At 69.7% G+C, this 23,202-nt stretch carries 21 protein-coding genes; 13 read left to right on the forward strand and 8 right to left on the reverse strand.

Features of this window, described 5'->3' with window-relative positions; translation table 11 throughout:
* Positions 1–12 precede the first annotated feature (12 nt).
* Complete coding sequence (locus R3A49_12990) at positions 13–1,233, reverse strand: ArsA-related P-loop ATPase (protein MEZ5171640.1); 1,221 nt, start codon at positions 1,231–1,233, stop codon at positions 13–15.
* A complete protein-coding gene (locus R3A49_12995; GenBank protein MEZ5171641.1) occupies positions 1,230–2,183 on the reverse strand; it encodes an ArsA-related P-loop ATPase in 954 nt (317 codons plus the stop codon). Before R3A49_12995 ends, R3A49_12990 begins: the two co-directional genes overlap by 4 nt.
* On the opposite strand from R3A49_12995, the gene R3A49_13000 reads away from it, so the two are divergent.
* From R3A49_13000 to R3A49_13010, 3 genes are all read left to right on the forward strand, one after another.
* The gene (locus R3A49_13000; protein MEZ5171642.1) at positions 2,171–3,625 is read left to right on the forward strand and encodes an NfeD family protein; all 1,455 of its coding nucleotides are present in this window, start codon (positions 2,171–2,173) and stop codon (positions 3,623–3,625) included. The genes R3A49_12995 and R3A49_13000 overlap by 13 nt on opposite strands.
* 113 nt (positions 3,626–3,738) lie before the next feature.
* A complete protein-coding gene (locus tag R3A49_13005; protein ID MEZ5171643.1) occupies positions 3,739–4,017 on the forward strand; it encodes a WhiB family transcriptional regulator in 279 nt (92 codons plus the stop codon).
* A gap of 9 nt (positions 4,018–4,026) precedes the next feature.
* Positions 4,027–4,890 carry an NUDIX hydrolase gene (locus R3A49_13010; protein MEZ5171644.1) on the forward strand — a complete coding sequence of 288 codons (864 nt, stop codon included), beginning with the start codon at positions 4,027–4,029 and terminating at the stop codon, positions 4,888–4,890.
* Positions 4,891–4,910: 20 nt separating this feature from the next.
* Here the strand turns inward: R3A49_13010 and R3A49_13015 are convergent, their stop codons facing one another.
* Positions 4,911–6,119, reverse strand: coding sequence for an Mrp/NBP35 family ATP-binding protein (locus R3A49_13015; protein MEZ5171645.1), 1,209 nt, complete (start codon positions 6,117–6,119; stop codon positions 4,911–4,913).
* A gap of 182 nt (positions 6,120–6,301) precedes the next feature.
* On the opposite strand from R3A49_13015, the gene R3A49_13020 reads away from it, so the two are divergent.
* Both R3A49_13020 and erpA read left to right on the forward strand, forming a co-directional pair.
* On the forward strand, positions 6,302–6,952 hold the full coding sequence (locus R3A49_13020) for a helix-turn-helix domain-containing protein (GenBank protein MEZ5171646.1): 651 nt from the start codon (positions 6,302–6,304) through the stop codon (positions 6,950–6,952).
* 64 nt (positions 6,953–7,016) lie between these two features.
* Positions 7,017–7,370, forward strand: coding sequence for an iron-sulfur cluster insertion protein ErpA (gene erpA / locus R3A49_13025; protein MEZ5171647.1), 354 nt, complete (start codon positions 7,017–7,019; stop codon positions 7,368–7,370).
* A 161-nt stretch (positions 7,371–7,531) separates the two neighbouring features.
* Here the strand turns inward: erpA and R3A49_13030 are convergent, their stop codons facing one another.
* Positions 7,532–8,461 (reverse strand): hypothetical protein, encoded by a 930-nt coding sequence (locus tag R3A49_13030; GenBank protein MEZ5171648.1) that lies wholly within the window; start codon positions 8,459–8,461, stop codon positions 7,532–7,534.
* Between the two features lie 28 nt (positions 8,462–8,489).
* On the opposite strand from R3A49_13030, the gene R3A49_13035 reads away from it, so the two are divergent.
* From R3A49_13035 to R3A49_13045, 3 genes are read left to right on the forward strand one after another with little or no spacing between them, the layout of a single operon-like run.
* Positions 8,490–10,289: a 2Fe-2S iron-sulfur cluster-binding protein gene (locus R3A49_13035; protein MEZ5171649.1), complete on the forward strand. Its 1,800-nt coding sequence runs from the start codon at positions 8,490–8,492 to the stop codon at positions 10,287–10,289.
* A 21-nt stretch (positions 10,290–10,310) separates the two neighbouring features.
* On the forward strand, positions 10,311–10,703 hold the full coding sequence (locus tag R3A49_13040) for a Rid family detoxifying hydrolase (GenBank protein ID MEZ5171650.1): 393 nt from the start codon (positions 10,311–10,313) through the stop codon (positions 10,701–10,703).
* Between the two features lie 58 nt (positions 10,704–10,761).
* Positions 10,762–10,896: a hypothetical protein gene (locus R3A49_13045; GenBank protein MEZ5171651.1), complete on the forward strand. Its 135-nt coding sequence runs from the start codon at positions 10,762–10,764 to the stop codon at positions 10,894–10,896.
* Here R3A49_13045 and R3A49_13050 read toward each other — a convergent pair.
* On the reverse strand, positions 10,893–11,594 hold the full coding sequence (locus R3A49_13050) for a response regulator transcription factor (protein MEZ5171652.1): 702 nt from the start codon (positions 11,592–11,594) through the stop codon (positions 10,893–10,895). The genes R3A49_13045 and R3A49_13050 overlap by 4 nt on opposite strands.
* Positions 11,594–12,922 carry a glutamine synthetase family protein gene (locus R3A49_13055; protein ID MEZ5171653.1) on the reverse strand — a complete coding sequence of 443 codons (1,329 nt, stop codon included), beginning with the start codon at positions 12,920–12,922 and terminating at the stop codon, positions 11,594–11,596. Before R3A49_13055 ends, R3A49_13050 begins: the two co-directional genes overlap by 1 nt.
* A 178-nt stretch (positions 12,923–13,100) precedes the next feature.
* On the opposite strand from R3A49_13055, the gene glnA reads away from it, so the two are divergent.
* Positions 13,101–14,537, forward strand: a complete 1,437-nt coding sequence (gene glnA / locus R3A49_13060; protein ID MEZ5171654.1) for a type I glutamate--ammonia ligase — start codon at positions 13,101–13,103, stop codon at positions 14,535–14,537.
* A gap of 540 nt (positions 14,538–15,077) precedes the next feature.
* Here the strand turns inward: glnA and R3A49_13065 are convergent.
* Positions 15,078–17,861, reverse strand: coding sequence for a bifunctional [glutamine synthetase] adenylyltransferase/[glutamine synthetase]-adenylyl-L-tyrosine phosphorylase (locus R3A49_13065; protein ID MEZ5171655.1), 2,784 nt, complete (start codon positions 17,859–17,861; stop codon positions 15,078–15,080).
* A gap of 112 nt (positions 17,862–17,973) precedes the next feature.
* On the opposite strand from R3A49_13065, the gene R3A49_13070 reads away from it, so the two are divergent.
* The 4 genes from R3A49_13070 (at position 17,974) to R3A49_13085 (ending at position 22,556) form a co-directional block, all read left to right on the forward strand.
* Positions 17,974–19,674, forward strand: coding sequence for an NAD+ synthase (locus R3A49_13070; GenBank protein MEZ5171656.1), 1,701 nt, complete (start codon positions 17,974–17,976; stop codon positions 19,672–19,674).
* Entirely contained in the window at positions 19,671–20,138 is a 468-nt protein-coding gene (locus tag R3A49_13075) for a hypothetical protein (protein MEZ5171657.1), read from the forward strand. Before R3A49_13070 ends, R3A49_13075 begins: the two co-directional genes overlap by 4 nt.
* A gap of 231 nt (positions 20,139–20,369) precedes the next feature.
* Positions 20,370–21,308, forward strand: coding sequence for a sigma-70 family RNA polymerase sigma factor (locus tag R3A49_13080; GenBank protein ID MEZ5171658.1), 939 nt, complete (start codon positions 20,370–20,372; stop codon positions 21,306–21,308).
* Positions 21,309–21,356: 48 nt separating this feature from the next.
* On the forward strand, positions 21,357–22,556 hold the full coding sequence (locus tag R3A49_13085; GenBank protein ID MEZ5171659.1) for a hypothetical protein: 1,200 nt from the start codon (positions 21,357–21,359) through the stop codon (positions 22,554–22,556).
* Positions 22,557–22,565: 9 nt separating this feature from the next.
* Here R3A49_13085 and R3A49_13090 read toward each other — a convergent pair whose 3' ends face one another.
* Positions 22,566–23,177: a superoxide dismutase gene (locus R3A49_13090; GenBank protein MEZ5171660.1), complete on the reverse strand. Its 612-nt coding sequence runs from the start codon at positions 23,175–23,177 to the stop codon at positions 22,566–22,568.
* Between the last annotated feature and the right edge of the window lie 25 nt (positions 23,178–23,202).

A 23,202-nucleotide genomic window follows, 5' to 3' on the forward strand; every position in this document is an offset into this window, starting at 1 on the left:
GGTCCGCGCAGGCTACCGCCCGCCGGTCGTACCCCCGGCCTCGAAGCCCGCGTCGGTGGCATCGTCGTGGTCGGCGGCGACATCGTCGCCGTGATCGTGGTCGAACAGGCGGCGGCAGACCTCGTGGAGGCTGTCGAAGTCGCACACGTCGTGGGGCAGCAGCGGCACGTAGGCCACTTCCCCGGAGCGCACACGCTCGGCGGCTCCCGCCACCTGGCGGCGCTCCTTGGCAGCCAGGCCCGACAGGTCGGAGAGGTTCTCGTAGAGCGCCGACAGACGCACCGCGGCCGAGTCCCGTGGGGACCCGTCGCCGGTGGCCTGCTCGGCGATCGACATCGCGCGCTTCCGGAGCCCGTCGGCGTTCGCCTCCCCGAAGAGCGGGTGGACCCGGTTGACGATCAAGGCATCGACGGAGTGGTCGTGCTTCTCGAGCTCGTCGGCGAAGAAGACCGCCTCGGCCACCGCTTCGCGACGGGGTGAGGTCACGAGAACGAACGCCGTCGCCGGATCGGCGAGAAGCGCTCTCACGCCCTCGGCGCGGCTTCGAAATCCCTCCTCCATCCCCTCGAAGGCACGCAGGAACGCGATGACGTCCTCGATGACCTCCCGGCCCACCACCCGGGCGACGGTCCGGAGGAAGGCCTGGACCGCGAAGCCGGCGATCCGCAGGCCGGCGCGGGTGGGGGCCATGAGGACACGGAAGATCGGGTTGTCGAGGAGCTGCATGAGGCGCTCGGGTGCGTCGAGGAAGTCGAGTGCGTGCCGGGTGGGCGGCGTGTCGACCACGACGAGGTCGTAGCCGCCGTCGGTGTGCAGCTCGTAGAGCTTCTCGGTCGCCATGTACTCCTGGGTGCCGGAGAGGGCTCCCGAGATGTTGCGGTAGAAGCGGTTGTCGAGAATGCGCTGCGCCTGCTCCGGGTCCTCGGCGTTGGCGGTGACGAGCTCGTCGAACGTCGTCTTCGTGTCGAGCATGAGTGCGGAGAGCCGGCCCTGCTGCGTGCCGCGCCGTGCGGGGTCCCACCGTGCCCGGTCGATCTCGCGGGGCGTGTTCGTGAGCTCGTCGAGCCCGAGAGTCCCGGCCAGGCGCTTGGCGGGGTCGATCGTGACGACCGCCACGTTGCGGCCGCGGCGGGCGGCCTCGAGTGCGAGCGCGGCGGCGGAGGTGGTCTTGCCCACACCGCCGGTGCCGCACGTGATCACGATCCGGCGGTTCTCGATGATGTCGTCGATCATGCGGCCGCCAGGGTGTCGACACCTTCGGTGAAGGCGGACGTGAGTTCATCGAGCTCCTCGGTCCCGACGCCGCCCGAGAAGAGGAAGGGCAGGTGGATCTGCGGGAGCGGGAGCATCCGTTCCAGACGCTCCACCTGGGTCGCCTGGACCCGTGCCCGCTCGACCCGGAAGTCGGCGGCGCGCGCGAGGTCGGCCGCCTCTCGGTCCGACACGAACACGTCGAGGAGCGCCGCCTCGTTCTGGATTCCGGCAGCGTCGATCCCGACGGGCACGCGTGACGGCGGGTACACGCCGTTCACCACGACCGGGCCGAGCGCGACGCCGATCCGGTCCTCCAGGTAGAAGGCGGTCTCGGCCACCTCGGTCACGGGAGTCTCCTCCGGTGTCGTGACGAGGAGGACCCGGCAGCGGTCGGGGTCGGAGAGCATGGCGGTGACGTCCTCGGCCTGCTTGCGGATGGGCCCGACCCGCACGGCGTCGAGCAGACCCTGCGGTGACAGCAGGAACGTGAGGGCGTGGCCCGCCGCGGGGGCGTCGATGATGATGAGGTCGGCGGCGCCGGCCTGCTCGAGCTGTTTGACCTTGCCGAGCACGAGGATGTCCTTCATGCCCGGCACCGCGCCGGACACCACGTCGAGAGCGCCCGAGGAGGCCAGGCGCCGGGAGATGCGGCGCAGCCCGGCGTTCTCGAGGTAGTCGACGAGGGCCTCGTCGGGGGTGAGCGTCCGTGCCCGCAGCCCGGGGGCGAGCTCGGTCTCCTCGTAGCCCAGGGGCGGCTGGTCGAAGGCGCCGGCGAGGCCGGATTTGCCCTCGACCTCGACGATGAGCACGCTCTGTCCGGCGCGTGTGGCGGCACGGGCCAGTGTCGCGGTCACGGTGGTCTTGCCGACCCCTCCCTTGCCCGCGACCACGACGACCCGCGAGGCGGCGCAGAACGATGCCAGCTCCATTTCGCCATGCTAGGACGGCCACTCCCCGGCAGGCCCGGCCGGTCCGGTGGCTGATCGCCGCGCTCGTGCTGGCCGGAGCCCTTCTCGCGGGCCCGCTGGGGGCGTCCTCGGCCCGGGCGGGTGGCGACGACGGGGATCCCGGCACCGGTGCGGAGAGCGACGAGGGCCGGATCGTCGTGGTCCAGGTCGACGGCTACATCGACCCGCCGAACGCGGAGCTCATCCGCGACAGCCTCAGCCGGGCGGCCGACCACAGAACGCCGCTCGTCGTGCTCCAACTCTCCTCGCCGGGCAGCATCGACGTCGACGCACAGGATCTCGCCGACGACATCGCCGCGTCACGGGTCCCCGTGGCGGTGTGGGTCGGACCGAGCGGAGCGTCGGCCCGGGGAGCGGGGGTCCTCCTGGCCGAGGCTGCACACGTGGCGGCGATGGCGCCGGGGTCACACATCGGGCCGGCGAGCCCTGTGGCCCTCGACACACCCGGCACTCCCGATCCGGCCGAGACCGACGAGCTCCTGCGCGCGTATGCCGAACGGCAGGGCCGCCCGCCCGAACAGGTGGCAGCCCTCGTGGACGAGCGCTACGACGCCGGCGAGGCGCGACGACTCGGCGTGGTCGACCGTGTCGAGCCGACGGTCGGAAGCCTCGTCGTGGATCTCGACGGCCAGGTCGTGGAGGTCGACGGTGATCTCGTGCGGCTCTCCACCGCCCGGGTTGTCGGCGAGGGGGAGCAGGCCCGACGGACTCCCGACCCCGAGGTGCGCTTCGAGCGACTCGGTCTCGGCGACCAGATCCTCCACACGTTCACGAGCCCGTCGATCGCCTACCTCCTGTTCGTCGTCGGGCTCCTCCTCATCGTCTTCGAGTTCTTCACGGCGGGCATCGGGCTGGCCGGGCTGGTCGGGGCCCTCGCCCTGGTCGGCTCGATCATCGGGTTCGGAAGCCTCCCCGTCGTGTGGTGGGCCGCCGCCCTCATCGTCGTGGGTGTCCTGGGCCTCTCGATCGACGTCCAGGCCGGCGGGCTGGGCTCGTGGACCTTCATCGGGTCGGCGTGCCTCGCCATCGGCTCCTGGTTCCTCTTCGGCGGGTCGTCCCTGCTCGACCCGCCCTGGTGGGTCCTGCTCTTCGTCGTGGTGGGCGGGATCGTGTTCATGCTCTCGGCGATGACCGCCGTGGTGCGGTCACGTTTCTCCACGCCGACCGTCGGGCGTGAGGGCATGATCGGTGAGATGGGCACCGCCGAGGTCGACGTAGACCCCGACGGGGTCGTGCGGGTCCGCGACGCCCTCTGGCGGGCGCGCACCAACCGGGCCACGCCCATCGGCGCCGGCGACCCCGTCCGTGTGGTCGCAGTCGAGGGAGTCGAGCTCGAGGTGGAGCCCGAGGAGGGTGGCGCCCGCGACTACCGGGACCGCGCCCGGGGCACGGCCGACGACTGAACCGACCCGTCCCCGGCCGCGGCGTCGAAACGGCGCGAAACGCCCTTGTCTCGTGGCCGCAGCCCCGATATGTTCGCTCGTCGAGGAGCGGTCACTGTCCACGGGGGGGTTGCGTGAGCCTTCGAGCGTCCGATCTGAAGACAGCGGAGGACACCTGGCAGGAGCGTGCCCTCTGCCGCGGGCCCGAGTCCGCGCTGTTCTTCCCGCCGACCACGAGTGAGCGCAAGGACGACCGGGAGTGGCGGGAGCAGAAGGCCAAGGAGATCTGCGCCACGTGTCCGGTGCAACCGGAGTGCCTCGAGTACGCGCTCAGCATCCGGGAGCCTCACGGCATCTGGGGTGGCCTCACCGAGGTCGAGCGGCGGAGCCTCCTCGCCCAAGAGGTCGTCTGAGCGCACCTCGTGACCGACCCGAAGGCCATGCGTGATGCGGCCACCGTGATGGTCGTACGCGACAACCCGGCTCTCGAGGTCCTCATGCTGCGCCGGCACCTCAACGCCGACTTCGTCGGCGGTGCCTACGTGTTCCCGGGCGGCGCCGTCGACGCGGCCGACCGAAGCGACGCCCTGGCGCGCCGCACCCGGGGCCTCGACGACGCGCGGGCCAGCGCCCTCCTCGGACGCGACGCGGGAGGCCTCGGATTCTGGGCGGCGGCAGTGCGCGAGACCTTCGAGGAGGCGCGGATCCTCTTCGCCCGCGACGGCGACGGCGCTCCCGTCGACGTGTCGGGTGCCGCGGCCGAGCGCCTTCAGCGGCAGCGCCGGGCACTCGACGAGGGGGAGATCACGCTCCCGCAGTTCCTCGAGTCGGAAGGCCTCGTGCTCGACACCGACGACCTGCGCATGTTCGCCCACTGGATCACACCCGCCGGGATGCCCCGCCGGTACGACACGTGGTTCTTCGTCGCGCGTGCACCCGACGGCCAGTCGGCGCTGCACGACGACACGGAGACGATCGACTCGCTCTGGGTCACCCCTGCCGACGCTGTGGCGAGTGCGAAGCGCGGTGAACGCGAGATCATCTTCCCCACGCGTCGCAACCTCGACGCCATCGGCCGCTTCGCGACCACCGACGAGCTCTTCGCCGCCGTCGAGTCCGTCGTATCGGTTCCCACCGTCCAGCCGCGGATCATCTCCGACGCCACGGGGATACGGCTCCTGCTCCCGGGTGACCCCGGTTACGACGACCACGAGGACCCCCCCGACGGCTCGCTCGATCCCGTGCACGTCGCCGACCTCGACCGTGAGTCCCGAGGCGAGGTCTAGGAACCGGCACGCGGGGCGACTCAGCTGTTCTGGGCCAGGTTCTCGGCAGCGATGTCGAGGATGCGCGCGGTGCAGCCGGCCATCTCGACGGGCGGGAGCAGGTCGTCGGTGATCCTCGTGGCGAGGCCCGTGAGTTCCCGGGCGGCGGGGGAGTCGGGCTCGGCGAGCACGACGGGGGTTCCGGTGTCACCCCCCGTCGCCACCGACGGCTCCACCGGGACCCGGGCGACCAGGGGTGCGTCGATCTCGTCGGCCAGGGCCTGCCCTCCGCCGGAGCCGAAGATCTCGTGGGTCGAGCCGTCGGGCGCCACGAAGGCACTCATGTTCTCCACCACGCCCGCCACCTTGAGGTAGCTGCGGCGTGCCATGTCGGCCACGCGTGACGCCACCTTCTGCGCAGCGAGCGCCGGCGTGGTGACCACGAGGAGCTCCGCCGAGGGAAGAAGCCGACCGAGCGCCATCTGCACGTCGCCGGTGCCCGGTGGCATGTCGATGAGGAGGTAGTCGAGATCACCCCACCGAACGTCGGTGAGGAACTGCTCGAAGGCCTTCGTGAGGATCAGGCCCCGCCACATCAGCGCCGTGTCCTCGTCGTCGACGAGCAGTCCCATGGAGACGACCTTGACGCAACCTCCCTCGACGAGCGGCGTGATGCCGGGCACCTCGCGGATTTCGGGGTTGATGAGGCCGCGCCCGTCGTCGTCCTTGTGACCGGCGAGGCGACCTTCCACGCCGAGCATGCGCGGGACGCTGAACCCCCAGATGTCGGCGTCGAGGACCCCCACCGTGTACCCGTGTGAGGCGAGGGCCGCCGCCAGGTTGACGGTGACCGACGACTTGCCGACACCGCCCTTGCCGCTGGCGATCGCCAGGATTCGGGCGTTGGGCGGGATCTCCGTTCCGGGTGCGCGGCGGCTGGCCTCGAGGCGGGCCCGCTGCATCACCGCCGAACGCTGCTCCTGGGTCATCTCCGTGTAGTCGACCGACACGTCGGTGACGCCGGGAAGCCCTCGGACCTTGGAAGCCACCTCGTTGCGGATCTGCGCTCGCAGCGGGCAGCCCGCCGTCGTCAGGGCGACCTGCACGGTGACGGTCCCGTCGCCGTCGACGACGACGTCGCGCACCATGCCCAGCTCCGTGATGCTCACGTGGAGCTCGGGGTCCATGACTCCGGCCAGTACGCCGCGCACGTCGTCGGGCGTGGGAAGTGTCGCTCGGGTGTCCGGCATCGTTCTTCCTCGAGGGGCCTCGTGGTCCGGTGGCGGTTTCACGACAATAGGAGACAATAAAAACAGTCTAGCTGTTGGAAAATGTCCGGTCGAGGTGGTGGGTGGCGGGACCGGCGCCGGAAGACCCATTTTACACAGCGGCTACGTTGATAATTTCTGTGCCGGTCGGTAGCGTTGAGGGGATGGAGCTGCTGGGTGTGCTGAAGGCGCTCGGAGACGAGACGCGCTACGCCATGTACGAGGAGCTGGCGTCGTCGCCGTCCCCGCTGTCGGCCGCCGACCTGGCCAACATCCTCGGCCTCCACGCCAACACCGTCCGACTCCACCTCGACCGGCTGCGCGATGCAGGGCTCGTCGAGGCCCACGCCGTACACCGTGGCACCGTCGGGCGCCCCCAGCACGTCTACTCCCTGGCGCCCGGCGCGCCGGGGCTGGGTTTCGACCCTCCCGCCCATGCGCTGCTGGCGGGCCTGCTCGCCGCACTCGCCGAGCGGTCGGGGGCCGACGCCGACGAGGCCGTGGCGATCGGGCGGTCGTGGGGTGCCGATGCCGCCGCCCGCACGAAATCGGCCTCGTGCCTGGAGGCCCTCGGCGGGGAGCTCGACCGGCTGGGCTTCGAGCCGGCGGCCGACGAGCCCGACGACGGCACCGCTACCGTGGCGTTCCTGCACTGCCCGTTCCGTGATCTGGCCGAGGCCTACCCCGAGCTGGTGTGCAGCCTCCACCGGGGGATCTGCGAAGGCGTCGTCGACGAGGCCGGGGGCGGAATCGTCGAGGACTTCCAGGCGTTGTACGACCCCGAGCCGTGTCGGGTCGCGGTAGGGCTGCGGTAAACTGAATCCGTCGGGCCGAACCGGTCCCCGAGAAGAAAGCCCGAGAAAAGGACGTTCAGGAAACATGTTCGACGTGAAGGACGCAGCACAGCTCGAGAGCATCAAGCTCACCGACGCCGCCGTGGCCAAGGTCACCGAGCTCATCGAGGCCGAGGGGAACCCCGAGCTGTTCCTCCGCGTCGCCGTCCGCCCCGGCGGGTGCTCGGGTTTCAGCTACGAGATGTTCTTCGACGCCGATCAGGCCGACGACGACCTCGTTTCCGAGTTCGGCGACATCAAGGTTTGCGTCGACCCTGCCAGCAACGAGCACGTGCGCGGCGCATCCCTCGACTACAAGGACACGCTCCAGGGCGCCGGGTTCCACGTCACGAACCCCAACGTCGAGCGCACCTGCGGCTGCGGCCAGTCCTTCTCCTGACCGAGCCGAGGGTCAGCGGCGCAGGTACCCTGCGCCGCCCGAGGCGGGGCCCGAGCGGCCCGGCGCCACCCGAGACGAGGACAAGAGGCGCAGGTACCCTGCGCCGACCGAGTCGAGGCGATGGGAAAGGCGCCAAGAGCGGAAGAGATGCCATGGCGCAGCTAGGCCGCAGCTGACTCCAGGAAGCTGCGGAGTTCGCCCTTGTCCCAGGCGCCGCCCATCCGGTTCGTGATGGTCCCCGCGCCGTCGACGGCGTACATCCACGGCTCCGAGATGAGCTGGTAGGCATCGACGGGCTCCGCCACCTGGCTGGTGGTCGGGTCGCGGAAGATCTCCACGTGGATGATGTCGAGGGTGTCGGCGAAGTCGGGACCGAGTTCGACGAGCAGCTCCAGCGTCGGACCGCAGTAGCGGCTCGTGCACCGTGCCGGAGTGGAGAAGGCGATCGCCACGGGCTTTCCTGCGCCGGTCACGTCGGCGAGATCGAGCTCGTGGAACGGGCACGGCGGGTCGAGCGTGCAGATCGGGTCGACGCCGCGGTTGTCGTCGACGGTCGCCGACGGAACCGACGGAGCCGCTTCCCCGGGGGTCAGCGCTGTCGCCTCCTCGAGGATCTGGTACGGGACCGGTTCCAGTACTTCGCCATCGACGGTGATGACAGCATCGAAGATCCCCGCCTCGGGGAACTGAGCTTCCACGACGTAGAGACCGCGACCCTCCGGGAGCCCCTCACTGTTCAGCGGAGCGTCCCTCGTCGAGGTGTCGGTGGCGCCCGACGCGAAGGCGATGGTGGCCGGAGGGCCCGATGCGAACCCGTCGATGTCGGTCAGGGCGAAGGCGAAGCGCTGCGGGCGCTCGGTGGCGTACATGTCGTTCGACACGATGCCGGGTTCGAGGCCTCCGGGGTTGGTGTCACCGCTCGATTTCTGCACTGTCGTGGAGGCGCTGCTCACCGATGAACCGTCGGAGCCGCACGCGGCAGCCACGAGCAGGCCACTCGTCAGCCCGAAGAAGCCTCGACGCGAGAGCTGCGAGCCGAAGGTCGCGGGTGTCGGGGACGGCGCGGGATCGTGCGAAGCGGCCGGAGGCATCCCCGTATCCTGCCAACCGGAGGTGCCCGTGTCCGATCGCGTCGAGTTCGAGTGCAACGCCGTGGTCGTCACGGTCGCCTCCGGCCAGTCACTTCTGTCGGCTCTGCGGGAAGAGCTCGGCCTCACGTCGGTCAAGGACGGCTGCGCCCCTCAGGGCCAGTGCGGCTGCTGCACCGTCCTCGTGGACGGCAGGCCGCGCGTGGCGTGCGTCACGCCGGTCGCACGCGTTGCCGGGCGGGCCGTGACCACCGTGGAGGGGCTCGACGAGGCCGTTCGCGGGGATCTGGCCGACGCGTTCTGTGCCACCGGTGGCTCGCAGTGTGGGTTCTGCACGCCGGGGATCATCATGCGCTCGGTCCCGCTCGTCGCAGCAGCGTCGGGCGGATCCGTCCCCCGGGCGAAGCTCGACCGGGCGCTCGCCGCACACTTGTGCAGGTGCACCGGGTGGCAGACGATCGGTGAGGCGGTCGATCGGGCGGCGCAGGGCGGTTCGGCCGCCGCCGACCGTCCCGGTTCCGCAGAACCGCCGGAGCGTGACCTGCAGGCGGCGGCCCGACGAGCGGAGTTGGAAGGCGGTGTCCCTCAACGGGTGGATGCCGACATCCCACTGGGCGCCGGCGTCTTCGCCGACGACACGTCGCCTCGCGACGCCGGCATCCTGGTGGCCGTTCCGGCACCGCCGGACTTCGCCGGCGACACGGTCGAGGCGGTGGGACGCGAATGGGTGACGGGCCCGACCCTGGCCGACGCCCGCCGCGCCACCGACAAGACCCAGGGTCGTGCGACCACGCTCGAGCCCACGCCGCCGCTCGCTGCTCCTGTTTCTCCCGACGGCGGTGTCGCGCTGGCGACGTGCTTCGTGGAGCCCGCCTACCTGGAGCCCGACGCATCGCGGTGTGTCCCCGGTGGTGAACCTGCGACTTCCCTCGGCAACGGCGGAGCGTTCGGCGGGAAGGTCGAGAGTCTTGCGCCGATGGCGGCACGCGAGCTGGCCGACGCCACCGGTTCGACCGTTCGTGTCGTCTACACGCGTGAAGACACGGTGCGTCTCGGTCCGAAGCGCCCGCCGGTGTCGGCCACAGCCCGCTTCGACGGTTCCGAGATCCTGATCCTGGGGACCGCGTGCGTGACGGGGGCATCAACCGTGGAGACGATCATCGAAAGCCTCCGCAGCGCGGCGGCGTCGGTTCCGTACGACGTCGCCGTCAACGCCGACTGGTCGCGGTCGGTCGTGCCGGGCCCCCCGGTGTCGGCGTCCATCCGGGCCACCGGGCTCGCCGAGACGGCAGTGCTCGTGGAAGGCGCTCTCGATGCCGCAGGTGCCGACCGGCGCAGTCTCGTCTCCGACGATCGCGTCGGATCGGCGTTGCTCGACACCGTCGTGGCTGGACCGCTCGAGGGGGACGGCCAGGCGGCGCTGGCCGGAGCGAGCGTCGAGATCGCCGACGCCGGCCGGTCCATCGAACGCGTGAGGATCCGTGTCGCCGCCGGCGACCCACTCGACGAGACGGTTCTGCGCTCCTACTGCATCGGAGCCGCGCACATGGCGCTCGGGTGGGTCCTCTCCGAGGGCCTGGCTGTCGACCCCGACACAGGCGAGATCCACAACCTGACGATCCGCTCGTTTGGCGTTCTCCGGGCGCGCTCCATGCCGCCGGTCGACGTCGAGATCCTCGACGATCCCGGACAGCCACTGCCGGCGGCGTCGGACGCCGTCCTCGCCGCGGTCGCCGGCGCCGCATGGAATGCTGTCACCCGGGCTGAAGGCTTCCGGCCCGACGCGTTCCCCGCCCGCGACACGGCGCTGGCGCGTGCAATCCGTCGATAGTCAGCCGACGAAGGGACTGCCGTGAGTGTCGAGCCCCTGGACACCCCGAGTGCGCCGCCGGTGCTGGGCCCGTATGTGCCGGCCGTCCGAGCCGGCGACTGGGTCGTGCTCGCCGGGCAACTCGGTCTCGACCCATCCACGGGGTCCCTCGTTGAAGGAGGGGCCGCGGCAGAGACGATCCGGGCCATGGCAAACGTGAAGGCGATCCTCGCCGACGTCGGTGTTCCGATGTCGGCCATCGCCAAGACCACGATCTTCGTGACGGACCTCGCCGACTTCGCCGCGGTCAACGAGGCCTACGCCGAAGCGCTCGACGGCCACACGCCGGTGCGTTCCACCGTGCAGGTCGCCGCGCTCCCCGCCGGCGCCCGCGTCGAGATCGAGGCCTGGGCCCACGCCCCCGCCCCCCCTTGATGCGTCCGTGAGGTCCGCATAGCGGACCTCACGGACGCATCAAAGTAGGATCGGCGTCATGCCCGGAGGGATCCTCATCGTGATCGGCATGGTGATCGTGGCGCCCATCGCCATCTTCATCGGCGGTGCCATCTGGAGCGCGCTCCTCGGCTGGTTCCTCGTCGAAGACACGGAGAAGGCCGAGATCAGCTAGTTGCCGCTTCCGAAGCGGTAGCCCACGGAGCGCACGGTGTGGATCAGCCCGGCGTGTGACTCGCCGAGCTTCGCCCGCAGCCGCCGCACGTGCACGTCGACCGTGCGTGCGCCGCCGTAGTACTCGTAACCCCACACCCGGGACAGGAGCTGCTCCCGCGAGCAGACCTTGTTGGCGTGTGTCACGAAGAACTTGAGAAGCTCGTACTCCATGTAGGTGAGGTCGAGCGGCCGGTCGGCGACCGACGCCTGGTAGGTCTCGATGTTGAGCGTGAGGTCGCCGTACTCCACGAGCGCCGGGTTCGTGCCGTGCCCCGCATGCCACACGAGGTGCCGGAGGCGGGCCTCGAGCTCCTGGGGATGGAACGGCGTGAGGCAGAAGTCGTCGAAGAGGTCTTCGCGCAGCTCCAGCTCGTCGAGCTGCGTGCCCGACACGAGGAGCAGGATCGGCTCCAGGGCGACGTCGCGCTTGCGCAGCGCCCGGCAGATCCCGAAGGCACCCTCGGGGTCCTCGTCGGCGACCACCAGCGCGCCACCCCAGCCGCCGTCGGGCTCGTCCTGTGTGGCGATCGACGCGTTGCCGACGGCCTTCCAGCTGTAACGCGACAGATCCAGCGTCTGGGCCAGCAGCGCCGGTGCCGGGTCGGGGAACACGAGCAGCGGTGCCGACGGGCGCTCGGCGGATCCTGCGGATGCCATCAGAGAGTGCCCAGGTAGCGGTCGAGCTCGTAGGGCGACACGTACGACTTGAAGTCGGCCCACTCCTCGCGCTTGTTGCGGATGAAGAAGTCGAACACGTGCTCACCGAGAGCCTCGGCGACGAGCTCCGAGCTCTCCATGACCTCGACGGCCTCGGCGAGCGACTCGGGCAGCGACCCGATCCCCTCGACGTGCCGCTCCTCGGGGGTCATCTCCCAGATGTTGTTGGCGGCCTCGGGGGGAAGCTCGTAGCCCTCGTTGATCCCCCGGAGCCCGGCGGCCAGCATCACGCTGAACGCCAGGTACGGGTTGCAGGCCGGGTCGGGGGAGCGGAACTCGATGCGAGTGGAGCTCTCCTTTCCCTTCTTGGCGACCGGGACACGTACGAGCGCCGAGCGGTTGTTGCGTGCCCACCCCACGTGAACCGGCGCCTCGTAGCCCTCCACGAGCCGCTTGTAGGAGTTGACCCACTGGTTCGTGACGGCGGTGATCTCGCGGGCGTGCGCCAGCAGACCGGCGATGAAGCCCTTGGCGACCGTGGAGAGGCCGTGCGGGTCGCCGGGATCGTGGAAGGCGTTGACGTCGCCCTCGAAGAGCGACAGGTGCGTGTGCATTCCCGAGCCCCAGATCCCCCCGATGGGCTTGGGCATGAACGTGGCGTGCGCACCGAGCCGCTCGGCGACCTGTTTCACGACGAGGCGGAACGTCTGGACGTTGTCGGCCATCGACAGGGCGTCGGTGTAGCGGAGGTCGATCTCCTGTTGCGACGGTCCGTTCTCGTGGTGGCTGTACTCCACGGGAATGCCCATCGCCTCGAGCGTGAGGATCGTCTCGCCGCGCAGCTCCGCCGTCTGCTCCGATGGCGTGAGGTCGAAGTACCCCGAGTTGTCGAGCGGCTTCGGCTCACCCTCTGCCGACTCGAAATAGAAGTACTCCATCTCGGGCCCCGCGAAGAACGTGAAGCCCTTCTCCCGCGCCTTGTCGAGGTTGCGCTTCAGGACGTGTCGCGGGTCGCCGTCGAACGGCTCGCCGGAGAAATGGTGGATGTCGCAGAACATCCGGGCGACCGGTGCGTCGTCGCCGCGCCACGGGATGATCTCGAACGTGTTGGGGTCGGGCCGGGCGAGCATGTCGGCTTCCTGGACCCGGCTGTATCCCTCGATGGCCGACCCGTCGAAGGTCATCCCCTCCTCGAGGGCCACCTCCAGCTCGGCGGGCGTGATGGAGAACGACTTCAGGAAGCCCAGGACGTCGCTGAACCAGAGCCGGATGAACCGGACTCCCCGCTCCTCGACGCTGCGCAGCACGTACTCGGTCTGGCGGTCCATGGCCCTCAAGTCTGGCAGTTGGACCCCTCGGAGGCAGCCCAGAGGGCCGCCTCAGGGCCCGTGTTAACACTGTGTTCATCATCGGGATACGGGCCTGTGTCCGTTGCGCTGCGAGGATGCAGGCGGCCTCGTCTTTGCAGGCCGTGAATCGAAGGCACCACACCACGGAGGAACAACGGTGGAGCAGCGCACACCCGGCGACGTCGTCAAGCTCGTCGCCGACGAAGGCATCGAAGTCATCGACTACCGCTTCTGCGACCTCCCGGGTCTCATGCAGCATTTCTCCGTTCCGGCCCACGAGATGAGCGAGGACGTCTTCGAGGACGGACTCGGATTCGACGGATCGTCCATTCGCGGCTTCCAGGAGATCCAGGAGTCGGACATGCTGCTCATGCCCGACCCCAACACCGCGGTCATCGATCCGTTCCGCGAGCACCCCACGCTCAACATCAACTGCTTCGTGCGCGATCCGGTCACCGGCGAGGCGTACTCGCGCGACCCGCGCTACGTCGCCAAGAAGGCGGAGGACTACCTCAAGGGAACGGGCATCGCCGACACCGCGTACTTCGGTCCCGAGGCCGAGTTCTACATCTTCGACGCCGTGCGCTTCGACCAGAACCAGCACGAGGGCTTCTACGAGGTCGACTCCGTGGAGGGCGTGTGGAACTCGGGACGTGAGCGCGAGCTCGACGGCTCTCCGAACAAGGGCTACAAGCCCCGCTACAAGGAGGGCTACTTCCCGGTCCCTCCCATGGACAAGTTCCAGGACCTGCGCGCCGAGATGGTGAAGCAGCTCGAGGCGCTCGGCGTCGAGATCGAGGTGCAGCACCACGAGGTGGGCACCGCCGGCCAGGCCGAGATCGACATGCGCTTCGACGAGATGCTGCGCATGGCCGACAAGCTCATGCTCTACAAGTACACGGTCAAGAACGTGGCGGCCGAGCGCGGCTACACGGTCACCTTCATGCCCAAGCCCGTCTTCCAGGACAACGGCTCGGGCATGCACGTGCACCAGTCGCTGTGGAAGGGCGGCGAGCCCACGTTCTTCGACGAGTCGGGCTACGCCGGCCTCTCCGACAACGCCCGCTGGTACATCGGCGGACTGCTGAAGCACGCGTCGTCGCTCATCGCGTTCACGAACCCGACCACGAACTCGTTCAAGCGACTCGTGCCGGGCTACGAGGCGCCGGTGAACCTCGTCTACTCGCAGCGGAACCGCTCGGCGTGCGTACGCATCCCGCTCTACTCCAAGAGCCCGAAGGCGAAGCGTCTCGAGTTCCGGGTGCCCGACCCGTCGTGCAACCCGTACCTGGCGTTCTCGGCGATGTTGATGGCCGGTATCGACGGGATCCAGAACCGCATCGAGCCGCCTACCCCCGTCGACCGTGACCTCTACGACCTGCCGCCCGAGGAGCTGGCGCAGGTCCCGCAGGTCCCGGCGTCGCTGGAGGACGCCCTCGACGCGCTCGAGGCCGACCACGAGTACCTGCTCGCCGGTGGGGTGTTCACGCCCGACGTCATCGACACGTGGATCTCCTACAAGCGGGAGAACGAGGTGGACGCCCTGCGCCTCCGCCCGCACCCGTGGGAGTTCTACATGTACTACGACATCTAGGGTCTCAGACGCCCGTCACGGGCCGAAGCGCTGATGCCCCGGTCCTCGAGCCGGCGCACCGTCGCGTCCGGGGCTGTGCGGATCGAGCGTCGACTCGCGATGCCCGAACAGTTCAACGGTGACGACCCGGGCTGGGATGTCGGAGGCCTGATGACTCAGATCTTCGCGCCGTGGGAGTGGTACCGGAAGCAGTCACGGTCCCGTCCGGGATCCAATCCACTTCGCGACCTGCGCGCCGTCACGATCGCGTTTTTCGTCGCGATCCCTCTCTTCGGCTTTCGTGTCCGGGCAGCCGTGGCTCTACCTGGCGGGTGCGGTCCCCGCACTCGTCGGCTATCTGCTTGCTGCGCCCTCCGAGCGGAACCTCGAGCGCGACCAGGAGAAGCTGAACTCCGTGGGGTGTGGCCGGACGCTTCTGGAGGTCCTCCAGAAGCCCCTACTTCCCGACAGTGAAGCTCCGCGTTCCGGTCGAAGGCCAGGGTGCCCGTTCGACGTGGCGTCAATCCACATCGTCGGTGTGGCCGTAGAAGAGGCGGTCGGTCACGGCGCGGGCGCGTCGGGTGAGGCGGCGGTAGTCCTCGCGCAGGGTCGTCTGGGGACGGTGGTCGTAGTCCAGGAGACGCCCCCAGGCGCTCGGCCACGGCGGCGTCGGTGGGCAAGCGAGTCCCCGGGGGCTCCTGTCAGGAGAAAGCGGGCGTTGCGGGCACGCTCACAGAAGCGGTACGAGGCCTCGAGTGCCTCAGCGTCGCCCTCCTCCAGAAGGCCGCTGTCGCGCAGCGCCAGCAATGCCCCCACCGTGGACGGAACCTGCAACGAGGGGTCGACAGCACCGTGCAGGAGCTGGAGCAGCTGCACCGTCCACTCCACGTCGGACAGTGAGCCCTTGCCGAGCTTGAGGTGGAACTCCGGGTCCTCCCCCGGGGGAATCCGCTCCTGCTCGACGCGGACCTTCATCCGCCGGATCTCCCGGACCTGCTCGTCGGAGAAGTCCTCGCGGTACACGAAGGGCGTGATCAGTTCGGAGAAACGCGCACGGAGTTCGGCGTCGCCGGCGACGGGCCGCGCACGCGTGAGGGCCTGGAACTCCCACGTCAGCGCGAACTCGCGGTAGTAGCGCTCGAAGCTCGACAGTGACCGGGTCAGCGGGCCCTGCTTCCCCTCGGGTCGCAGGTCGGCGTCGATCTCGAAGGCGCGCCCCTCGGTGGTGATCGTCGCGAGCTCACGGATCAGCGACGTCGCCGTCCGCTCGGCCTCGTCGAAGTCGGCAGGCCCGTCCCCGTCGTAGACGAAGAGCACGTCGAGGTCCGACGCGTACGACAGACCACTCCCTCCGTAGCGGCCCATGCCGATCACCGCGAACGGAACCTGGGGGTCGATGCAGCGCAGCGCCGCCTCCACGGCGGCATCGGCCACGTTCGAGAGCTCACCACCCGTGCTCTCGATGCCTCCGTAGTCGAGGAGGTCGCGGGCGGCGATGCGGAGGTGCTCGCGGCGCGTGAAGCGCCGGAGGCCATCGCGGCGCGCGTCCGCGTCGTCGCGCCACTGGAGCATCTCGAGCGCCTCGTCGAGTACGTCGTCGCGCGGACGTTCGAGTGCGATCCGGTCGTCGTCGGCGAGGAGGTCGAGGAAGTCGGGGGAGCGCAGGAGTGCGTCGCCCGTCGTCCGGCTCGATCCGAGGATACGGCACACCCGCTCGGCCACGAACGGCGTGTCGCGGAACGTCTCGGCCAGCGCCATCGAGCGCGTGGGCCCCTCGGCGAGCCGGCGGAGCTGGAGCAGCGCCAGGTCGGGATCGGGTGTGACCGAGCACCATTCCAGGAGCAGCGGCAGGAGTTGTTTCATGAGACGAGACTTGCGGGTGAGGCCCGCCGTCAGCTCGCGCAGGGCGGCCCGGGTGCGGGCGACATCCGTGAACCCGATCGCCGCCAGGCGCTCCTCGGCGGCCTCACTGCCGAGAGCGCCGTGGCCGGCGAGCGCGTCGAGCAGCGGCTCGAAGTAGAGGCGTTCGTGGATGGCCCGCACCGTGGCCTGATGGTTCGTGTGGGCCTGGCGGAACTGTTCCGCCGCTGTGGCCCGTGCGTCGTCGCGGTAGCCGAGGACCCGGGCGAGGCGCTCCATGTCACCGGCGTCGTCGGGAAGCGTGTGTGTCTGGTGCTCGTCGCGCAGCTGGAGGCGGTGCTCGACTGTCCGGAGGTGGCGGTAGGCGCCCGACAGGCGACGCGTGTCCGCCTCCTCGATGTAGCCGCCCTCCGCGAGTGACTCCAGCGCGACGAGCGTCGTCGGCGACCGGACCTCCGGGTCGTGGCGCCCGTGCACGAGCTGGAGTAGTTGCACCGAGAACTCGACGTCGCGGATCCCTCCCCGGCCACGCTTCAACTCCCGGTCGGTGAGGCCCTTGCGGCGCAGCTCCTCCTCGGCGCGCGCCTTCATGGCCCGGATCTCGCGGATCGCCCCGGCGTCGAGAACGTCGGGATAGACGAAACGACGGGTCGTGTCGAAGAAGGACCGTCCGAGCTCGGTGTCGCCGGCGACCGGTCTCGCCTTCAACAGCGCCTGGAACTCCCAGGCCTGTGCCCACCGCTCGTACCACGTCTCGTACGACTCGAGGCTCCGCGACAGTGGGCCGGACCGCCCCTCGGGCCGGAGGTCGGCGTCGGTGCGGAACACGATCGACCCGTTGTCGGGCTCGGTCATGACGTCGAGCACACCCCGGGCGAGACGTTGCGCCGTCTCGGTGGGCCCGTCGTGCACGAACAGGACGTCGACATCACTGGCGTAGTTCAGCTCGCGCCCGCCGAGCTTCCCCATCCCGATCACGGCCATGCGTACATCGTCGACCGTGTCGCCGAGTTCGTCGCGTGCGATGGCGTGCGCGGCCTCCAGGCACGTGGCGGCAACGCGGGCGAGCTCACGTGCGACCGAGTCCATGTCGGCCACGCCCAGGAGATCGCGTGCGGCGACGCGGAGCAGCTCACGGGACTTCCACCACCGCAGGGCGAGGCTGTCGGTCCCGTCGAACTCCCGGTGTGCAACGTCCCACGACCGCCCGAACACGGCGTCGTCGATCTCGATGGCGAAGCCCGAGTGGTCTCTGAGTGGCTCGAGGAGGGACGGATCGTGGAGAAACGCTGTGGTCAGGGAGCGTGAGGCCGACGCCAGGGCGATGACGGCGTCGCGTACGAGCGAGTCGTCGACGAGCTCGTCGACGAGCTCGGGGTGCTCGTCCGCGAGCCGGGTGAGCACGTCGCGTGACGTTGCCGGGTCCGCTGCACGGGCCAGTGAACGCGTGACCGCCTCGCTGGTGATCATCGCAGCAGTGTCCATGGGAGCCGCAGTGTCCGACGCCGTGTCGTGGAGTGTCAACCACCACACCGAGCGTGTCGTCCACACCGCCATGCCGGGGGGGGACCGGCCGGCTTGGCCGTATTCTGGAGCCATGACGACGCTGCGGGTGGCTGCCGCCCAGATCGACGTGGTCGTGGGCGACCTCGAGGGCAACGCGTCGCGGGTCCTGTCGGCCTACGAGGCCGCCGAGGACGAAGGCGCCGATCTCGTGGCGTTCCCGGAGTTGGCCCTCACCGGCTATCCGCCCGAGGATCTTCTCCTGCGGCCGGCCTTCGTCGATCAGGCCGCCGAAGCCCTCACCAAGCTGGCGGCGCGCACGGGCCGCACCGCAGCGCTCGTCGGGTTCCCCGAGCGGGATACCGGGGGTGACCCCGGTCGCCTGGCGAACGCCGTGGCCGTGTGCTCCGAGGGCCGGGTGAAGGGCGTCTACCGGAAGAACCGCCTGCCCAACTACGCCGTGTTCGACGAGCAGCGCTACTTCACACCAGCCGAAGATGCAGGGCCGCTGTTCGTCGTCGGCGACGTTCCCGTCGGCGTCAGCGTCTGTGAGGACATCTGGGACCCGGTCGGGCCGACCCGACGGCAGGTGGAGGGCGGCGCGCGGCTCCTGGTGAACGTCAATGCGTCGCCGTACTACGCCGGGCGTCTCCCCGAGAGAGAGCTCATGCTGGCCGAGCGTGCACGCGAGGCCGGTGTCCCGATCGTGTACGTCAACCTCGTCGGCGGCCAGGACGAGCTGGTCTTCGACGGTGCATCACTCGTGGTCCACGAGTCGGGCGACGTGGTCGGTCGCGCCCGTCAGTTCGACGAGGACCTCCTCGTGACCGACATCGAGATCCCCCCACGTCCCCGACCGGGCTCGGGGTCTCGCCTGTCGGAGATCCGTGTGTCCGAGGCGCGGCTGTTCCCCGGGACGATGACGCCGCGTGTCGAGAACGTCCATCCGCCCGTACGGGAGGTCTATGAAGCGCTCGTTCTCGGAACGCGTGACTACGTGTCCAAGAACGGATTCCGCGAGGTGCTCATCGGCCTGTCGGGGGGGATCGACTCGTCGCTCGTGGCGGTCATCGCCGCCGACGCTCTCGGGGCCGAGTGCGTCACAGGCGTCCTCATGCCGTCGCGCTTCTCGAGCGAGGGCAGCGTCGCTGACGCGGAGGCCCTGGTGGCGAATCTGGGGATCCGCTCACACACCGTCGGCATCGAGCCCGCGCACGGCGCCTTCGAGGAGATGCTCGCCGACGTCTTCTCGGGAACGGAGCCGGGCCTCGCTGAGGAGAACCTCCAGGCCCGAATCCGGGGGACGGTCCTGATGACGATGTCGAACAAGTTCGGCGCCATGGTCCTCACGACCGGCAACAAGAGCGAGCTCGCGACGGGCTACTCCACGCTCTACGGCGACATGGCGGGTGGCTTCGCCGTCATCAAGGATGTCCCGAAGACGCTCGTCTACGCGCTGTGCCGCGACCGCAACACGCGGGAGGGGCACGCGCTCGTTCCCGAGGAGGTGCTCGACAAGCCCCCGAGTGCCGAGCTCCGGCCCGACCAGCGCGACTCCGACTCGCTTCCCGACTACGGCGAGCTCGACCCGATTCTCGAGGCCTACGTGGAGCTCGACCGCTCGGTGGGTGAGCTCGTGGCCGAGGGCTTCGACAGCTCGACGGTCCGCCGTGTGGCCGGTCTGGTCGACCGCAACGAGTACAAGCGACGTCAGGCACCGCCGGGTGTGCGTGTTTCACGCAAGGCGTTCGGCAAGGACCGGCGACCGCCGATCACGAACCGGTGGCCGGGATGAGCATCGGCGAGGCCGCCGTGCCATCGACAGGCGTGTCGTTGACCATCCACGACGTGGCCGCACAGCTGGGCCACCTCCGCTGGCTCGAACTCGAGCTCTTCCGCGCCCTGGGTGGGGCGGTCACGGCCACGACAGACGCACGCTCGAAGCTTGCGGCGTCGGTGGAGTCGCGCCACGCCGGCGAGAGGGCCGAGGCCCTCGCCGTCGTGATCCCCTTCATCGAGGGGCTGACCGCCGACGACCGCACCCGCTGCCACGAGCACGACGCCGCCGCCGTTGCGTCGGCCGTGGCCGGCACCGGGGCGGAGTCCCGCGTCGCCGAGGCGCGCCGGGCTCTCCGGCCGCTGATCCGGGCCGCCTACGAGTCGATCCTGGCCGGCACCGGCCCGGTGGCCGACGCCCCGGTGCGCCGGGTCCTGGTGGCAGGCCTCGCCGGGGTCGACCAGGACGTAAACCCCTGCTAACCCGGGGATCGCCGCAAACTCCCGCGGTCGGGTCTTGACGCCACCGGTATTGTGTACGTACGACCTGAGCGTCCACACCCATCCCCACAGGAGCAGGTGAGCCTGCCACAGGGAACACTGGGACCCGGTCGAGCGTTGTAACGGTGTTCGCACCCCACCCGGAGGGTCCCCGTCTCTCGCGAGAGCGCCCCGGGCAGAACTGCACAAAACGACAGGAAACGAGAGGCATCTGTGGCGAAGGAACGTGTCGAGAGGGACGAGGAAGACCTCGTTCGGCTCTACCTCACCGACATCGGGCAGTACCCGCTGCTCACCAAGGACGACGAGGTCCGGCTCGCGCAGCAGATCGAGGCCGGCAACGAGGCGCGCGAGATCCTGGAGGACCCGCCGAAGAATCTCACGCCGGCCAAGAAGCGGGAACTCCGCCGCACCGGCCGGCAGGGCGAGACGGCCCAGCGGACCTTCGTGCAGTCCAACCTCCGCCTGGTCGTCTCGATCGCCAAGAAGTACCAGGCGTCGGGCCTCCCGCTCCTCGACCTCATCCAGGAGGGCAATCTGGGCCTCATGCACGCGGTCGAGAAGTTCGACTGGCGCAAGGGCTTCAAGTTCTCGACCTACGCCACGTGGTGGATCCGTCAGGCCATCACACGCGGTATCGCCAACACGGGCCGCACGATCCGCCTGCCCGTCCACGCCGGCGACACGCTCGCCCGGCTCCAGAAGGCGCGCAGCCGTCTCGAGCTGAAGCTGGGCCGCCCGGCGCAGCTGGCCGAGCTGGCCGCCGAGGTCGAGATGCCCGAGGACAAGGTCACCGAGGCGCTGCGCTTCGCGGCCGAGCCCCTCTCGCTCAGCGAGCCGCTGCGTGAGGACGGCGACGCCGAGCTGGGCGACATCGTCGAGGACCGCTCCGCGGAATCGCCCTTCGAGGTGGCGGCCACGGCCCTGCTCCCGGAGGAGATCGACAAGCTGCTCGGCCCACTCGACGAGCGGGAGCGTCAGATCCTGGCGTTGCGCTTCGGGCTCGACCGCGGGGAGCCGCGCACTCTCGAGGAGGTCGGGGAGTACTTCAACCTCACCCGTGAGCGGATCCGCCAGATCGAGGCCCGGGCGATGTCGAAGCTGCGCCACCCGTCGGCCGACACCGGCGCCCGCGACCTGCTCGCGGTCTGAGCGTCGCCCCCACCCCAGGGGCCCACGAGCAACGGGCGGACTCCACGAATGCCACTGTCGCCGGACGACATCCCCCGGCTGCCCGAGGAGCTGGCCAATCTCCAGGCGCAGGCCGAGGCGCAGAAGAAGATCGAGCAACGTGAGCGGCAGGCACGCCGCGCGCGGCGGGCCCGGGTCGCGGTTCGCGTCATCGCGGTTGTGGTCCTCACGGCGGCCGCCGCTGTGGGCGCCTACCTGTTCGTGACCCGCGACAGCGGCGAGACGGTCGCACCGCCGACCGCAGCCCAGGAGGCGCGTGAAGTCCTCAACGAGTCGATCACGCGCAGTACCGATGGCATCGTTGCGCTCCTCGACAACGGTGACGTCGTCACGATGAGCGAGGACGGCACGAACCGACGGGTGGTCCTCGAGGCACCTGCCGACGCGGTCCCGGTCCGTCGGGCGGAGGGCCTCGCCGGCTTCCGGTCACCGCCCACGCTGGCGATGGCACCCAGCGGCAGTGCCGTGTACGTGGCGCGGCCCTACGAGGGCGCCGAGCCGTGCCCCGCAGGCTCACCGTACGAGCCGACGAACGGGCGCATCACCCGGGTCCCGCTCGACGGCAGCCCGCCACGCGACGTCGTCGACGGCCTGGGCCCCGCCGTGTCGCCCGACGGTCGCTACCTGGTGTACATCACCAACGGCACGTGCGACGAGGCACCGGCGGTCGTCGTCAGCGACATCCTCGGTGACGAGCCCGACCGCGTCTTTCGCGATCCCGACCGGACGCCCGTCTACCAGCCGGTCTGGCTCGCCAACGGGCAGACGCTTCTCATCGACCTCGTCGCGGAGCCCTCGTGCGAGGGGTGCCAGGAGCGCGTCGTGGCAGCCCTCGACGTCTTCGAAGCCGAATCACTCGCCGATGCCACTCCCGCCGTCCCCGCCGATGACGGCTGCGAGCAGTGGCCCATGGTCGCAGCGGGCGACGACGTCGTGACGACCAGGAACTCGAACTGCGACATTTCGGCGGGCTTCCTGTCGGTCACCGACGCCGAGACCGAGGCGACCAGCTCGCTCGACCCCGGAACGCCGCCCGCGTCGATCCTCGTCGACCTCAACACCGAGGGTGGACGCCTCCTCCTCGTCGAGTACGACGCGGCAACCGACACGAGCAGACTGGTCGCCTGGTCGCCCGACGCCGGCCGGGTGGAGCTCGGAGACGGGATCGCCGCGGGTGTCTGGATCCTGAACGAAGACGGAGCGGCCTGAGCAGGCCCCTCAAATGAGGTCGAGCGACCGTGTGCGCTCGAACCGTTCGGCGACGTCGGGCCAGTTGACGATCTTCCAGAACGACTCGACCCAGTCGGCCTTCACGTTCTCGTACTGCAGGTAGTAGGCGTGCTCCCACATGTCGAGCACCAGCAGCGGGAGGGTACCGTTCCCGATGTTCCCCTGGTGGTCGTGGATCTGCTCGACGACGAGACGCTTCCCGACGGGCTCCCACGCGAGAGCACCCCACCCCGAGCCCTGGATGCCGAGGGCGGCCTCCGTCAGTTGTGTCCTGAATCCCTCGTAGGTCCCGAAGAACTCGGTGATGGCGTCGTCGAGGTCGCCATCGGGCTTCCCGCCGCCGTCGGGGCTCATGTTCGTCCAGAACAGCGTGTGGAGGACGTGGCCCGAGACGTGGAACGCCAGGTTCTTCTCGAGCTGGTTCAGGGAGCCGTAGTCGTCGCGCTGACGGGCGGAGGCCAGGTCGGCCATGGTCGTGTTCGCACCCTTCACATAGGCGGCGTGGTGCTTGCCGTGGTGCAGCTCCAGGATCCGTGCGGAGTAGTGCGGTTCGAGATCGCTGTAGTCGTAGGGGAGCTCGGGAAGTTCGTACTCTGCCATGGGTTCCCTCTCAGTCTCAGTCCGG

It is taken from the genome of Acidimicrobiia bacterium (assembly GCA_041394025.1).
GTDB lineage: Bacteria > Actinomycetota > Acidimicrobiia > IMCC26256 > JAOSJL01 > JAOSJL01.